Raw genomic sequence first — 14,617 nt, forward strand, 5'->3', positions numbered from 1 at the left:
GAGGGGGGTGCGCCGGTCACGCGCTGGCGAACGAGAGGAGGTCCTGCCGCGTGATGACCGCGACGGGCTTGCCCTCGTCGGTGACGAGGAGGGCGCTGCGATCGGTGAGCGCGGCCCGGGCGGCCGAGACGCTCTCGCCGAGGCCGATCAGCGTCAGCGGGTCGCCGGCGGAGGGGCCGAGCGGGTCGGTCATGGACGCGGCGCCGCTGAAGACGCGGTCGAGCAGCTCGCGCTCGTCGACCGCTCCGACGACCTCGCCCATCACGACGGGCGGCTCGGCCGAGAGCACCGGCAGCTGCGAGACGCCGTACGTCGTCATGATCTCGATAGCATCGCGCACGGTGTCGCTCGGGTGCGCGTGCACGAGGTCGGGCAGCTCGCCTGTCTGCGGATTCGCGGCGCGGGCGCGCAGGACGTCGCGGACGGTGCTCTCCTCGCGGTGCTCGAGGAACCCGTAGGAGCGCATCCACCGGTCGTTGAAGATCTTGCCGAGGTAGCCGCGGCCGCCGTCGGGCAGCAGCACGACGACCACGTCGTCGGGGCCGAGGTCGGCGGCCGCCTTGAGCGCGACCGACACGGCCAGGCCGCTCGAGCCGCCCACGAGCAGGCCCTCCTCGCGGGCGAGCCGGCGGGTCATCGCGAACGACTCGGCGTCGCTGGAGGCGATGATGCCGTCGACCACGCTCGGGTCGTAAGCACTGGGCCAGAAGTCCTCGCCGACGCCCTCGGTGAGGTAGGGACGCCCGCCGCCGCCCGAGTAGACCGAGCCCTCGGGGTCGGCGCCGATGATCTGCACGCGGCCGTCCGACACCTCCTTGAGGTACCGGCCGGTGCCGCTGATGGTGCCGCCCGTGCCCACTCCGGCGACGAAGTGCGTGATGCGGCCGGCGGTGTCGCGCCAGATCTCGGGGCCGGTGGTCTCGTAGTGGCTGAGCGGCCCGTTGAGGTTCGCGTACTGGTTGGGCTTGAAGGCGCCGGTGATCTCGCGGGCGAGGCGGTCCGAGACGGAGTAGTAGGAGTCGGGGTCGTCCGGCTCGACGGCCGTCGGAGTGACGACGATCTCGGCCCCGTAGGCCGTGAGCACGTTGCGCTTGTCCTCGCCGACCTTGTCGGGCAGCACGAAGACGCAGCGGTACCCGCGCTGCTGGGCGACGAGCGCCAGGCCGACACCCGTGTTGCCGCTCGTGGGCTCGACGATCGTGCCGCCGGGCTTCAGCAGGCCGTCGCGCTCGGCCGCGTCGATGATGCGGGTGGCGATGCGGTCCTTCGAGGACCCGCCGGGGTTGAGGTACTCGACCTTCACGAGCACGGTGGCCCGCACTCCGGACGCGACCGGTCCGAGCTTCACGAGGGGGGTGTCCCCGATGAGGTCCAGCACCGAGTCGGCGTAGGCCATCCCGGTCTCCGGGCGTGCTGGCAGGGCTCGATCGAGGGTCATGGGAAAAGCGTAGCAACCGCTGTTCGGCATGTGACGGGAGCCCCTGAACCGCCGCCGGGAACCCGCGCGAGCCCCGTGACGCGGGTGCTCGTGCTGCCCTATCGTGGGGGTCCGCGGCCGTCTCGACGCCCGCTCGAGACGCCCCCCGAGACGCGCGGAACGGACCAGCATGACCACTCCGATCGCCGCCGTTCCGCGGCGCGGCACCGACGGCCGGCTCCTGCGCCTGCTCGGACCCGCCATGGTCGCCGGAGTCGCCTACCTCGATCCCGGCAACGTCGCCAGCAACATGACGGCCGGCGCCCGCTTCGGCTACCTGCTCGTCTGGGTGGTGGTCCTGGGCAACCTGATGGCGTGGCTGATCCAGTACCTCTCGGCCAAGCTCGGCCTGATGACCGGCCGCAGCCTCCCCGAGCTGCTCGGCGACCGGCTCCGCGGCCGCTGGGGCCGCCGGGCCTACTGGGTTCAGGCCGAGGTCGTCGCGATGGCGACCGACCTGGCCGAGGTGATCGGCGGCGCGATCGCGCTGAACCTGCTGTTCGGGCTGCCGCTGCTCGTCGGCGGCCTGGTGACCGGCGCGGTGTCGCTCGCGCTCCTGCTCATCCAGACCCGCGGAGGCGCGCGGCCGTTCGAGCGCGTCATCACGGCCCTCATGGTCGTCATCGCCGTCGGCTTCACGATCGGGGTCGTCGTCGATCCGCCCGACGCCGGCTCCGCCGTCGCGGGGCTCGTGCCGCGCTTCGAGGGCTCGGAGTCGGTGCTGCTCGCCGCGTCGATCCTCGGCGCGACCGTCATGCCGCACGCCATCTACGCCCACTCGGCCCTCGCCCGCGATCGCTTCGGCCGGGTCGACGGCGTCGGCGCCCGCCGGAGGATCCTCACGGCCACCCGGATCGACGTCACCGTCGCACTCGCGATCGCCGGCACCGTGAACCTCGCGATCCTCCTCCTCGCCGCCCACTCGCTCGCGGGCGTCGCCGGCACCGACAGCCTCGAGGGCGCGCACGCGGCCATCGGATCGGCGCTGGGCCCGGTCATCGCGACGCTGTTCGCGGTCGGCCTCCTCGCCTCCGGGCTCGCCTCGACGTCGGTCGGCGCCTACGCCGGAGCCGAGATCATGCACGGTCTGCTGCACGTGCGGGTGCCGCTCGTCACCCGGCGGCTCGTGACGCTGATCCCGGCGCTCGTCGTGCTCGCCGTGGGCTTCGACCCGACCCGCGCGCTCGTGCTCAGCCAGGTGGTGCTGTCGTTCGGCATCCCGTTCGCCCTGGTGCCGCTGGTGATCCTCACCCGCGACCGCCGCCTGATGGGCGATCAGGCCAACCGCTGGTTCACGACGCTCGGGGCGGTGCTCGCAGCGGTGTTCCTCATCGTGCTCAACGCACTGCTGCTCTGGCTCACCTTCGCGGGCTGACCCTCCCGGCCGAACCCGGTGGCGATCGCGTTGATCCGATCCGGAGCCTCTCTCGTTATCCTCTGAGAGCGCCTCTCAGGGCGCCTGCGCCGCGCGACGGCGCGACCGCCCCCGGATGGAACGAGAGAACGCCGCCGTGCCCAAAGACACGATGTCCGCCAAGAACCGCGCCCGCCAGGAGAAGGTCGAGGCCTACAAGCGCGAGCAGGCCCGCAAGAAGAAGAGCGGCCGCATCTGGATCGTCTCGCTCTCGGCCCTCGCGATCCTCGCCATCGGCGGCATCGTGGCCGTCACCGTGATCGGCAACCAGCAGATCGTCGAGGCGCGGAATATCGACGGCCTGCAGACCTTCGAGAACGAGGCCGACCACGTCACCGGTGCCGTCGAGTACCCGCAGACGCCCCCGGCGGGAGGCCCGCACAACGCCGTCTGGATGAACTGCGGCGTCTACGACCAGCCCGTCCCGAACGAGAACGCGGTGCACGACCTCGAGCACGGCGCCGTCTGGGCGACCTACGACCCCTCCCTCCCCCAGAGCGAGGTCGACTCGCTGATCGCGGCGCTGCCCGACACCTACACCGTCGTCTCTCCGTACGAGGGCCTCGAGTCGCCGATCGTGCTCAGCGCCTGGGACGCCCAGGTCGCGATCGACTCGCCCGAGGACCCGCGCATCGACGCCTTCGTCGAGCGCTTCTGGCAGGCGTCGACCGCCCCCGAGCCCGGAGCGCCCTGCACCGGAGGCATCGACGCCCCCGGCAAGCAGTGATGGCGGCGGGCAGCACCCGAGGCCGCGTCCTCGTCGCCGCGGTCGCCGTCGTCGCCCTCCTCCTGGGCGTCGCCGGCGGCTACGTCGTCGGAGCGCTCGCACCGTTCGCGCCGACGGCGACCCCGTCCTCGACGAGCGCCGAGGCCGGATTCGCCCGCGACATGCAGGTGCACCACCTCCAGGGTGCCGAGCTGGCGCTGATCGCGCACGAGCGCAGCACCGACGGCGAGATCCTGACGATCTCGACCGACATCCTGCTCACGCAGCAGCAGCAGGCCGGCCAGCTCTTCGGCTGGCTCGTCTCGTGGGACCTGCCCCAGGCCTCCCCCGAGCCGTCGATGACCTGGATGGGCCGGCCGACCCTCGAGGGCGCCGCCGACGAGCACTCGTCGATGGGCATGGGCACCGAGGAGGGCGTCGTGCCCTCGAGCATGCCCGGCCTCGCGACCCCCGATCAGATCCGCGCGCTCACCGCATCGTCGGGCCGCGACCTCGACCGCATGTTCCTCGAGCTGATGATCGCGCACCACCGCGGAGCGATCGACATGGCCGAGGCGCTGCTCGCGCGCAGCCGCGACCGCGTCGCGACCGACTTCGCCACCTCCGTCGTGAAAGCGCAGGAGGCCGAGATCACCCTGATGGAGCAGATGCTCGAGGCCCGCCCGGCCGCCTGACGCCGGATCCCCCTCAGGCGGTGACGGACGACTCGGCCTGCTGGGCGTAGAGGGAGGCGTAGAGCCCGTCGAGCGCGAGCAGCTCCCGGTGCGTCCCCGACTCGACGATGCGGCCCGCGGCGACCACGTGGATGACGTCGGCCGAGACGACCGTCGAGAGGCGGTGGGCGATCGCGATGGTCGTCCGGCCGCGGGACGCGTCGTCGAGGGCGGCCTGCACGATCCGCTCCGAGACGGTGTCGAGGGCGCTCGTCGCCTCGTCGAGGATGAGGACGGCCGGGTCCTTCAGCAGGACGCGCGCGATGGCGAGCCGCTGCTTCTCGCCGCCCGAGAGGCGGTAGCCGCGCTCGCCCACGAGGGTGTCGTAGCCGCCGGGGAACGAGACGATCGTGTCGTGGATGTTGGCGGCGCGCGCGGCCGACTCGAGCTCCTCCTGCGTCGCGTCGGGGCGGGCGTAGCGCAGATTGTCGCCGATCGTCGCGTGGAAGAGGTACGTCTCCTGGCTGACGATGCCGATGTGCGAGACGAGCGACTCCTGGCGCAGCTCGCGCACGTCGGTGCCGGCGAAGCGCACCGCGCCGCCGGTCACGTCGTACAGGCGGGGCACGAGGTACGAGATCGTCGTCTTGCCCGCACCGGAGGGACCGACGAACGCGACGAACTGGCCCGGGGCGATCGAGACGGAGACGTGGTCGAGGGTCGGCCGCACCCCCTCGCTCTGATCGGGGTAGCGGAACACGACGTCGTCGAGCTCGACGCGGCCGAGCTCCCCGTCGACGTCGCGGGCGTCCGCGCGGTCGGTGATCGCGGGCCGCAGGTCGAGGTACTCGAAGATGCGGGCGAACAGCGCACCGGCCGTCTGCAGGTCGAGGGCGACCCGCATGAGTCCCAGGAGCGGCCACATGAGCCTGGCCTGCACGGTGGTGAACGCGACGACCGTGCCCGCGGTGACCGTGGTGCCGCCGAGGATCAGCCACGCGGCGGCGAGGTACACGACGACGGGGATCACCGAGAGGAAGATCTGCACCGTCGCGAAGAACCACTGGCCGGACATCTGCTGGCGCACCTGCAGATCGATCTGCCGGCCGTTCTCGTCGGCGTAGCGCGACACCTCCGACTCCTGCCGCCCGAAGCTCTTCGCCAGCAGGATGCCGGAGACGCTCAGCGTCTCCTGGGTGATCGCGGTCATCTCGGACAGCGACTCCTGCGTCTTCGTCGCGATGCGCGCGCGCACCTGGCCGACGCGGCGCTGAGCGACGACGAGGACGGGCATGAGCACGAGCGCGACGATCGTCATCTGCCACGACAGCAGCAGCATCGCCACGACGGCCGCGATCACGGTGACGGTGTTGCCGAGCACGCTCGACACCGTGTTGGTCAGCACGGAGGCGACCCCGCCGACGTCGTTCGCGAGGCGCGACTGGATCACTCCGGTGCGCGTGCGGGTGAAGAAGCCGAGCTCCATCGCCTGCAGGTGGCGGAAGAGGCGGATGCGCAGCTCGCCCATCACGGAGTTGCCCACCGTGGCGGTCAGCAGCGTCTGCCAGACGCCGAGGACCGCCGACAGCACCCAGACCAGCACCATGATGCCGACGAGCTCGAGCAGGACCGGGAGGTTCGGAGTGCCGTCGGGCGGGAACAGGCCGCGATCGAAGGCGAGCTGGGTGAGCAGCGGCGGCACGACCGTGAGGGCGGCGCCGACGAGGACGAGCACGACCGTGAGCGTCAGCTTGGCGCGGTGCGCGCGGAACAGATCCGCGATGCGCCGCAGCAGGTGCTCGACCCGCGGGGCCTCCTCGTTCTGCCGCCGCTGGCTGTCGGGATCGCTGCTCGAGATCCTCCCGCGCACCGCTCCCGGGCGCATGCCGCCGCTCGCCGCCACGTCGCCCATCCTGCTCATCGCTCGACCATAACCCCGGCCGCCGACACCTTCTCCCGCTTCCGCCCAGGGCGGATCCGTGCTTGCGGCTGCGCCTGAACTGCGCGGAACGCCGAACGGCCCGGGGCCCCTGCTGAGCAGGAGTCCCGGGCCGTTCGAGGGTGAGGGGATCAGCCCTTGGTCGCGCCCGCGAGCAGGCCGCGGACGAAGAACCGCTGGAGGGCGAAGAACACGATGAGCGGCACGATGATCGAGATGAACGCGCCCGCCGTGAGCAGCTCCCACGACTGCCCGTAGGAGCCCGAGAGGTCCTGCAGCGCCTTCGTGATCGGCAGCCCCTGCCCGGAGGTGAAGACGGTCGCGACCAGCAGGTCGTTCCACACCCACAGGAACTGGAAGATGCCGAAGGAGGCGATCGCCGGCACCGAGAGCGGCAGGACGATGCGGAAGAAGATCTGGCCGTGACCGGCTCCGTCCACGCGCGCCGCCTCGATGACCTCGCCGGGGATCTCGGAGATGAAGTTGTGCAGCATGAAGATCGCGAGCGGCAACGCGAAGATCGTGTGCGCGATCCACACCTTCGCGTACGAGCCGTCCAACCCGTTCACCCCGAGCCCGGGGAGGATGTAGAGGTTGCCGATGCGCAGGCCGTCCGAGAACAGCTGCAGCAGCGGCACGAGCGCCATCTGGATGGGCACGATCTGGAGCGAGAACACGAGCACGAAGAGCGTGTTGCGGCCCTTGAAGTCGATCCAGGCGAACGCGTAGGCCGCGAGGCTCGCGATCGTGATCGGGATCAGCGCCGCGGGCAGCGTGATGACGAGCGAGTTCACGAACGCCTTGCCCAGCGTCAGGCTGTCGCCCGAGTTGATGGCGTTCGCGTAGTTGTCGAGCGTGAAGCCGGGGTTGGCGAAGATCGTCCACCAGCCGGTCGTCTTGATGTCGTTCGCGGGGCGGAACGACGAGATGAACAGCCCCAGGGTCGGGATCGTCCAGATCGCCGCGATGATCGCGGCCGCGAGGGTCGCTCCGCGCGAGGTGGTCGCCTTGCGGACCTTGCCGCTGGCCGTCTCGATCTTCGACTCCCCGCGGGCGAGGCGCCGTTCGGTGGTGCGGTCGACCGGGACCTGGATCGGAGTGGGCGTGACGCTCATCGGATCTCCCTCTGCTTGGCGAGCTGGCGGGCGTTGTAGACGACGATCGGCAGCACGAGCAGGAACAGGATGACCGCGAGGGCCGCGCTGTAGCCGCTGCGGGCTCCGAGCTGGAACTGGCGCACCATCTCGAAGGCCAGGACCGTCGTGTCGGAGCGGCCGCCGGTCATCGCCGAGACGATGTCGAAGACCTTGAGGGACGCGATCGAGATGGTCGTCAGGACCACGACGATCGAGGAGCGGATGCCCGGCACCGTGACGTTCCAGAACGACTGCCAGGCATTGGTGCCATCGAGCGACGCCGCTTCGAGCTGCTCGGACGGGACGCCCTTGATGGCGGCGGAGAGCACCGTCATCGCGAAGCCGGCCTGCGTCCAGATGAGCACGACGACGAGGAAGAGCGTGTTCCAGGGCTCCAGGCCCAGCCAGTCGACCGGAGTGGCGCCGAACGCGGTCAGGATGCCGTTGAGCACACCGATCTGCTCGCCCTGGCGCACGTCGTAGAAGAACTTGAAGATGATCGAGGCGCCGACGAACGAGATCGCCATCGGCATGAAGACCAGCAGCTTGAAGAACTTCTCGCCGCGGCTCTTGTCGATGAACACGGCGTACGCGAGGCCGATGGCCGTCGCGGTGATCGGGGCGAGGAGCACCCAGACCACGGTGTTCAAGAACGCCGTCACGCCGTCGGGGCTGGTGAAGACCCAGATGAAGTTGTCGAGCCCGGCGAAGCCGGATCCGTCGTTCTTCATGAACGCGTTCAGCGCCGTCGTGATCGTCGGGTAGATCAGGCCGATCAGGATGAAGAACGCGGCCGGAGCCATGAACGCGACCAGCTGGAGCCCGTAGCCCGCGCCTTTGCGGGACCGGAAGTCGAGCAGGAACAGGATCCCGCCCAGCACCGCGGCGACGACCGCGACCCACATGACCGAGTTGTAGAGGCCGAACGCGAGGAGCAGCACGACCGGCAGGAGCACGGTGACCGCGAGACGCAGGACCGTGTAGCCGGTGCCGCGCCGGGGCGCGATCTCGACGAAGAACAGGATGATCGCGACGACTGCCGCGAACGCGAGGAGGATGATCGGGATCTGCGCGAGCGGGGGGATGCTCGCCAGCCACTGGAAGAATGCGGACATGGACGCCCTTTCGAGTGCGACTCTGAACTCAGGTGAAGCCTAGCGACGACGAGGGCCGCCGCCCAGGGAGCGGCGGCCCTCGTCGTCGTTGCCGCTAGGAGGTGTATCCGGCCTGGATCTCCTCGAGGACCTGATCGGTGCTCGAGCCGTCGATCCAGTCGACCATGCCCTTCCAGAAGCTGTCGGCACCCACGGACTTCGGCATGAGGTCCGAGCCGTCGAAGCGGAACGTGGTGTCCTCGCTCTGCAGGATGGCGATCGAGTCCTTCAGGATCTCGCTGCCCGCGTTCTCGGCGTCGAGTCCCTTGTTGGCCGAGATGACTCCGCCGAGCGAGACGCGGCTGTTGGCCCAGTCGGCGCTGGCCAGGTACTCCTGGACCTTCGCGGTGTCCTCGTCGTTCGAGAACGCGGCGACCATCTCGCCACCACCGGTGACGGCCTGCGGGTCGTCGGCCGAGGTCGGCGGGGTGAGGAAGGCCCAGACGTCGCCGTCCTCGGACACGTCGGCGCCGGCCGAGATCAGGAAGCCCTCGAAGAAGGAGGCCTGGTGGGTCAGCGCGCAGGTGCCGTTGGCGATGTTCTGCGCGACGTCGCCGAACGCGGTCGAGTTGATCGACGAGACGTCGCCGTAGCCGGCGTTGACGAGCGTCGGGTCGAGCAGGATCGAGCCGACGGAGTCGAACGCCGCCTTGATCTCGGGGTCGGTGAACGGGGTGTCGCCCGCGACCCAGGAGTCGTACACGTCGGGGCCGGCCTCGCGGAGGACGGCGTCCTCGATCCAGTCGGTGCCGGGCCAGCCCGACGCCTCACCGGAGTTGAAGCCCGCGCACCAGGACGGTCCGCCGGTCTTCTCGGCGATCGTCTTGCCGAGCGCCTCCATCTCGTCCCACGTGGTGGGAACGGAGACGCCCCACTCGGCGAACTTGGCCGGGGAGTACCAGATGTAGCCCTTGACGCTCGCCATGAGCGGAGCGCCGTACTGGGTGCCGTCGACCTGGCCGTACTTCTGCCAGTCCTCGGACCAGTTGTTCTGGACGTTCGTCAGGGCGCCCTCGGGCAGCTCCTGGACCTTGCCGGAGGCGACGGTGTCGGCGAGCAGTCCCGGCTGGGGGAAGATCGCGAGGTCGGGGGTGTCGCCACCCTGGACCTTGATGCCGATCTGCTTCTCGAACTCCTTGTCGCCGGTGTACTTGATGTCGATGCCCGACTCCTCCTCCCAGTCCGCCCAGGACTGCTCGAGGAGGGTGGCCTCGTCACCGTTGATGGTGCCGTAGACGTTGACGACGCCGTCGGCCGTGCCGACGGAGTTGCCGGTGCCGCCACCGGCGTTCGGGTCGTTGGGGTCGCTGGCGCCGGAACAGCCGGCGAGCGCGATTCCGGCGGCCGCGAGAACGGCGACCGGAAGGGTGATACGGCGGTGCAGGGATGACCGCATGGTTCCTCCTCATTGAGTGGTGGTTCAGCCGAGGGCGAGGCCCGTCAGACTCGAGTGCCGCAGGGAGGTCCTCCGTGCGGATCACCGGTTTCACGTGGGCAGGGCTCCCACGGAGGGAAACCTTTCCACAACTTCGATGAAACCACAACGCCCACGATAGAGCGCTCTCTCAGATAACGATTCTGCGTCGAACCGCGGATCGCGCCGCGGAACGACGGCGTACGGCGCTGGCGCGGAATGGTGACGACCCCGCGGAAGGGGTATAACTTCCTGGAACCGTTTCCAGCATCGACGCCGGACGGGACGGGAGGTACGCCGTGACGGGCATCGAAGAGGTCGCCGAGCTCGCCGGGGTCTCGAAGGCGACGGTCTCGCGGGCCCTGAGCGGTCGCGGCTACGTCTCGGCGGGGACGAAGCAGCGGGTCGAGAAGGCCGCCGCGAGCCTGGGCTACGTGGTCTCGGCGAACGCCTCCAGCCTGGTCACCGGGCGCAGCAACAACGTCGCGGTGATCATCCCGGTGATCAACCAGTGGTTCTTCGGCGGCATCATCGACGGCATCGAGCACGCCCTCCTCGCGGCCGGCTACGACCTGCTGCTCTACAACATCGACAAGCACCGCGACGCGCGGCGCAGCGTCTTCGAGTACTACCTCGTGCGCAAGCGCGTCGACGCGATCGTCGCCGTGACCCTCGAGATCTCGCCCGGCGAGACGGAGGCGCTCCTCGCGCTCGGGAAGCCCGTGGTCGGCATCGGCGGCGAGCTCCCCGGCATCCCCACCTTCAGCATCGACGACGTCGCGGCCGCGCGGCTGGCGACCGAGCACCTGCTCTCGCTCGGGCACGAGCGCATCGTGCACATCGGCGGCCTGGCGGAGGAGGAGATGGACTTCCGCGTGCACACCAAGCGCCTCGTGGGCTTCCGCCAGGCCCTCGAGGCGGCGTCGCTCGAGTTCGACGAGAGCACCTTCGCCCCCACCACCTTCGACATCCCCGGCGGCCACCGCGCCGGGCGCCAGGTGCTGGGCGACCCGCGCACCCGCCCGACCGCGATCTTCGCCGCGTCCGACGAGATCGCGATCGGCATCGTGCTGGCCGCGCGGGAGCTCGGGCTGTCGATCCCGGAGGACGTCTCGATCATCGGCATCGACGACCATCCGCTCGCCGACCTCTTCGGGTTGACCTCGATCCGACAGGACCCGCGGCAGCAGGGCGAGTTGGCCGTCGAGCTGATCCTCGAGGCCCTGGCCGCGCTGGCCCGAGGAGAGTCCCCTCCCCCGGCCCGCCACACCACCATCCCGGCGTCGCTCGTGATCCGCACGAGCACCTCGGCGCCGCGGGGGGCCCGGATCGGAGCGTGAGGGCCCGGATCGGAGCGTGAGGGCCCGGATCGGAGCGTGAGGGGCAGAATCGGAGCATGAGCGACTCCGACTCCCCCACCGTCCGCGACGTCCCCGAGCGATCGCGCTTCGAGATCTCGGTCGGCGGCGAGACGGCGGGCTACGCCGCGTACTCCCTCCGCGGCGACCGCGTCGTCTTCACCCACACCGTCGTCGAGGACGCCTGGGAGGGCCACGGCCTCGGCAGCACCCTCGCCCGCGCGGCGGTCGCCGCCGTGACGGAGGCGGGCGGCACGGTCGTCCCCCGCTGCCCGTTCATCGCCGCGTGGCTCCGCAAGCACCCCGAGGTGCAGGCCCGCGTGGAGTGGCCCGAGGACTGAGTCCCGGTCAGGCCGGCGGGCGGGCGTCGGCGCCGATCTGCTGCAGCGCCCACGAGTTGCCGTCGGGATCGGCGAAGTACGCGTAGAGGACGCCGCCCATGTCCTGCACCTCGCTGACCGCGAGGCCCCGGCCCACCAGTTCCTCCCGCGCCTCGGCCAGATCGTCGACGACCAGGTGGAGGTTGCGGACCACCCCGTCGGAGGGATCGAGCCCCATGCCGGTGCCGACGACGACCGAGCACGCCGAGCCCGGCGGAGTCAGCTGCACGATGCGCATCCCGTCGGCCGGGCGGACGTCATGGTCGATCGCGAAGCCGACGACACCGCTGTAGAAGGCCACGGCACGATCGACGTCGGCGACGGGCAGGGGGACGAGTTCGAGACGCAGGCGCACGGCCCCAGTGTGGCGCGCGACGCCGCCCGGCGGCCAGCCGGAGTTCCCCAGGACCGGATGCAGGAACGCGGGACGGCTTCAGCGGTAGACGGTGCGATCCCGTGACGCCTCGTAGCAGGAACGATCGAGATTCGTGTTCCAGATCCTCCGGGGCGCAGTCGGTCTCAAGCCTCCGCCGCTGACGGATCCTTCCTCCCGCCACCGAGGGTTGAACCACGACACGGTCTCGATCCGCGCGTACCGCTCCGGTTCCACTTCGCGGAAATCGTGAACCTCGTCGAGGGCGCGCAGGCGAGGGCGCACAAGACGTCGATGCCCTTCTCCTTCGGCCGTCGGAGCGGAATCTTCTTCCCGTGGATGTCGATGACCGGCCGGCCATCGGCTCCCAGCTGATACGAGTGCTTGAGGTCGCGGAGCTGGACGTCGACACCGTCCTCTCGCCAGCGTGCAGCCTGATCCTGGGCACGACGGTGCTGCTCCCAGTGATGGTCGACGTGGTGCAGACCACGGAAGGCGATGACGCGCTCGATCCGCGAGCGCGAAGCCCTCCCGCTGCCTCTCGTTGCGTTCGACGATCGCCCGCTGGGCGAAGCGCATCGGATGGATCAGAGAGTCGTGACGATCTCCTCGGGGATCGAAGACGTCGAACGCCGTGAATCCCCGCCAATTCGGAGACGGCGGGGGGGCAATGCCATAAGTCTCACCGCTGATGAGAGGCGAGTCGATTCGGCGCGTGACGTCTGCCGCCGGACGAAGGTCGGCACCGCGTGCCGGATCCGTTCACCGGTCAGGCGCGGGGGCCGACCACCAGGCGCTCGTGCATGATCTCGACCGCGCGCTCGAGGACGCGGCGGTCCTCGGGGGCGAGGTCGGCGAAGATCGGCGTGAGGGCGTCGCCCAGCTGGGAGCGCCAGGCCGCGAGGGCGGCGGCTCCGACGTCGGTGAGCTGGATCTGCCAGGCGCGGGCGTCGGCGGGATCGGCGATGCGGGCGAGCCAGCCGCTGTCGACGAGGTTCTTGACGATCTTGGTCATCGTCGGCTGCGAGACGCGGCTCTGCGAGGCGAGCTCCCCCAGGCGCATCGGGCCCATCGACAGGAGCACCGAGAGCGTGCGCCAGACGGCCTGCGACTCCTGGTTGTCGGTGGCCTGCGCGGCCAAACGGGTGATGCGGTGGGTCACGGAGACGAAGTCGCTCAGCAATTCGCTGAGCGAGACCTCGCTCGGCGGCACGTCGCGAGCGGGCAGGCCTGCGAGCGGATCAGGAGCGGACACGCACCGATTCTAGAGCCCGGGCGATTCCGCAGCCCGCGAGAACACGGCCACAGGAGCACGGCGCGGGAACGGCGAAGGGCGCCGCCTCCGAGGAGACGGCGCCCTGCGCGCATGCCGACCGGGGTCGGCGCAGTACTACTTGACGGTGACGGTCGCGCCGGCGGCCTCGAGCTGGGCCTTGGCCTTCTCGGCGGTCTCCTTGTTGACGGCCTCGAGGACGGCCTTGGGGGCGCCATCGACAACGGCCTTCGCCTCGCCGAGGCCGAGGCTGGTGAGCGCGCGGACCTCCTTGATGACCTGGATCTTCTTCTCGCCGGCGGCCTCGAGCACGACGTCGAACTCGGTCTGCTCCTCGACCTCTTCGGCGGGAGCGGCCGGGCCGGCGACTCCGGCAGCCGCGACGGGCGCGGCGGCGGTGACCTCGAAGACCTCTTCGAACTTCTTGACGAACTCCGAGAGCTCGATGAGCGTGAGCTCCTTGAAGGCCTCGATGAGCTCGTCCTGCGTGAGCTTTGCCATGATTTTTCTCCTAGTTTTTCTTGTCTACGAACCGCGTGCGCTGTCTCCCGGAGGAAGACGTCAGCTCGCGGACTCCTGCTTCTCGCGCAGCGCCTCGACCGTGCGAACGGCCTTGGACAGCGGGGCGTTGAACAGATATGCGGCACCGAACAGCGAGGCCTTGAAGGCGCCGGCGAGCTTGCCGAGCAGAACTTCGCGGGACTCGAGGTCGGCGAGCTTGCCCACCTCTTCTGCGGTCAGGGGGTTACCGTCGAAGTAACCGCCCTTCACCACGAGCAGAGGGTTTGCCTTGGCGAAGGCACGCAGCGACTTCGCGACGGCGACGGGGTCGCCGTGCACGAACGCGATGGCCGAGGGGCCAGCGAGCTCGTCGTCGAAGGACGAGATACCGGCGTTGTTCGCCGCGATCTTGGTCAGCGTGTTCTTCACCACGGCGTAGGTTGCGTGCTCACTGATGTCCTTGCGCAGCGTCTTCAGCTGCGCAACGGTGAGACCGCGGTACTCGGTCAGCAGAACGGCCGTCGAGCTCTGGAACTTCTCCGTGAGTTCGGCAACCGAGGCTTCCTTGTTCGCCATGGCTACTCCTGTGAATTCTCGTGCCGGTAGCCCGAAGGCACGAAAAGAAAAAAGCTCCGGCGCAGGCGCTCGGAGCTTCGGGAGACGCGATCTCTCGCGTGTCATGATCTCGTTCACACCTGCGCGGGCCATTCGCTTCGCGAATCCTTCGTCCGAGTGGCGATCTCGCGGGGCCGGGGCCCTGCTCGTGCGCACACCGGAAACCGGCGGTCTTTGGCTCCGGAGAGCGTACGACACCCGGG

At 69.9% G+C, this 14,617-nt stretch carries 14 protein-coding genes; 5 read left to right on the top strand and 9 right to left on the bottom strand.

Translation table 11 applies throughout. The features are described 5' to 3' along the window. Positions 1 to 16: 16 nt before the first annotated feature. Positions 17 to 1,396, bottom strand: coding sequence for a cystathionine beta-synthase (locus C1I63_RS00110; RefSeq protein WP_107573300.1), 1,380 nt, complete (start codon positions 1,394 to 1,396; stop codon positions 17 to 19). 211 nt (positions 1,397 to 1,607) lie between these two features. Here C1I63_RS00110 and C1I63_RS00115 point away from each other — a divergent pair, with 211 nt between their 5' ends. The 3 genes from C1I63_RS00115 to C1I63_RS00125 all read left to right on the top strand — a co-directional run bounded on the left by C1I63_RS00115 (position 1,608) and on the right by C1I63_RS00125 (position 4,292). After that, complete coding sequence (locus tag C1I63_RS00115) at positions 1,608 to 2,852, top strand: Nramp family divalent metal transporter (RefSeq protein ID WP_107573301.1); 1,245 nt, start codon at positions 1,608 to 1,610, stop codon at positions 2,850 to 2,852. A gap of 136 nt (positions 2,853 to 2,988) precedes the next feature. After that, complete coding sequence (locus C1I63_RS00120; protein ID WP_244906928.1) at positions 2,989 to 3,618, top strand: thioredoxin-like domain-containing protein; 630 nt, start codon at positions 2,989 to 2,991, stop codon at positions 3,616 to 3,618. Next, positions 3,618 to 4,292: a DUF305 domain-containing protein gene (locus tag C1I63_RS00125; RefSeq protein ID WP_107573303.1), complete on the top strand. Its 675-nt coding sequence runs from the start codon at positions 3,618 to 3,620 to the stop codon at positions 4,290 to 4,292. The genes C1I63_RS00120 and C1I63_RS00125 overlap by 1 nt, the downstream gene beginning before the upstream one ends. Positions 4,293 to 4,305: 13 nt before the next feature. On the opposite strand, the gene C1I63_RS00130 is transcribed toward C1I63_RS00125, so the two are convergent. From C1I63_RS00130 to C1I63_RS00145, 4 genes are all read right to left on the bottom strand, one after another. Then, the gene (locus C1I63_RS00130) at positions 4,306 to 6,183 is read right to left on the bottom strand and encodes an ABC transporter ATP-binding protein (protein WP_107573304.1); all 1,878 of its coding nucleotides are present in this window, start codon (positions 6,181 to 6,183) and stop codon (positions 4,306 to 4,308) included. A gap of 158 nt (positions 6,184 to 6,341) precedes the next feature. Beyond that, positions 6,342 to 7,325, bottom strand: coding sequence for a carbohydrate ABC transporter permease (locus tag C1I63_RS00135; protein WP_055791037.1), 984 nt, complete (start codon positions 7,323 to 7,325; stop codon positions 6,342 to 6,344). After that, on the bottom strand, positions 7,322 to 8,461 hold the full coding sequence (locus tag C1I63_RS00140; protein WP_055791034.1) for a carbohydrate ABC transporter permease: 1,140 nt from the start codon (positions 8,459 to 8,461) through the stop codon (positions 7,322 to 7,324). The genes C1I63_RS00135 and C1I63_RS00140 overlap by 4 nt, the downstream gene beginning before the upstream one ends. Before the next feature lie 94 nt (positions 8,462 to 8,555). Continuing rightward, positions 8,556 to 9,896, bottom strand: a complete 1,341-nt coding sequence (locus C1I63_RS00145; RefSeq protein ID WP_107573305.1) for an ABC transporter substrate-binding protein — start codon at positions 9,894 to 9,896, stop codon at positions 8,556 to 8,558. 317 nt (positions 9,897 to 10,213) lie between these two features. On the opposite strand from C1I63_RS00145, the gene C1I63_RS00150 reads away from it, so the two are divergent. Both C1I63_RS00150 and C1I63_RS00155 read left to right on the top strand, forming a co-directional pair. After that, positions 10,214 to 11,254 carry a LacI family DNA-binding transcriptional regulator gene (locus tag C1I63_RS00150; protein WP_055791031.1) on the top strand — a complete coding sequence of 347 codons (1,041 nt, stop codon included), beginning with the start codon at positions 10,214 to 10,216 and terminating at the stop codon, positions 11,252 to 11,254. Between the two features lie 56 nt (positions 11,255 to 11,310). Continuing rightward, complete coding sequence (locus C1I63_RS00155) at positions 11,311 to 11,613, top strand: GNAT family N-acetyltransferase (RefSeq protein WP_107573306.1); 303 nt, start codon at positions 11,311 to 11,313, stop codon at positions 11,611 to 11,613. Positions 11,614 to 11,620: 7 nt separating this feature from the next. Here C1I63_RS00155 and C1I63_RS00160 read toward each other — a convergent pair whose 3' ends face one another. From C1I63_RS00160 to rplJ, 4 genes are all read right to left on the bottom strand, one after another. Beyond that, a complete protein-coding gene (locus C1I63_RS00160; protein ID WP_055791025.1) occupies positions 11,621 to 12,007 on the bottom strand; it encodes a VOC family protein in 387 nt (128 codons plus the stop codon). A 787-nt stretch (positions 12,008 to 12,794) separates the two neighbouring features. Then, positions 12,795 to 13,280: a MarR family winged helix-turn-helix transcriptional regulator gene (locus tag C1I63_RS00165; RefSeq protein ID WP_244906929.1), complete on the bottom strand. Its 486-nt coding sequence runs from the start codon at positions 13,278 to 13,280 to the stop codon at positions 12,795 to 12,797. A gap of 135 nt (positions 13,281 to 13,415) precedes the next feature. After that, positions 13,416 to 13,799: a 50S ribosomal protein L7/L12 gene (gene rplL, locus C1I63_RS00170; protein WP_055791021.1), complete on the bottom strand. Its 384-nt coding sequence runs from the start codon at positions 13,797 to 13,799 to the stop codon at positions 13,416 to 13,418. 60 nt (positions 13,800 to 13,859) lie between these two features. After that, positions 13,860 to 14,375 carry a 50S ribosomal protein L10 gene (gene rplJ / locus C1I63_RS00175; RefSeq protein WP_055791018.1) on the bottom strand — a complete coding sequence of 172 codons (516 nt, stop codon included), beginning with the start codon at positions 14,373 to 14,375 and terminating at the stop codon, positions 13,860 to 13,862. Positions 14,376 to 14,617: the final 242 nt, after the last annotated feature.

Origin of the sequence: Rathayibacter caricis DSM 15933 (assembly GCF_003044275.1) — a bacterium.
Lineage (GTDB): Bacteria > Actinomycetota > Actinomycetes > Actinomycetales > Microbacteriaceae > Rathayibacter > Rathayibacter caricis.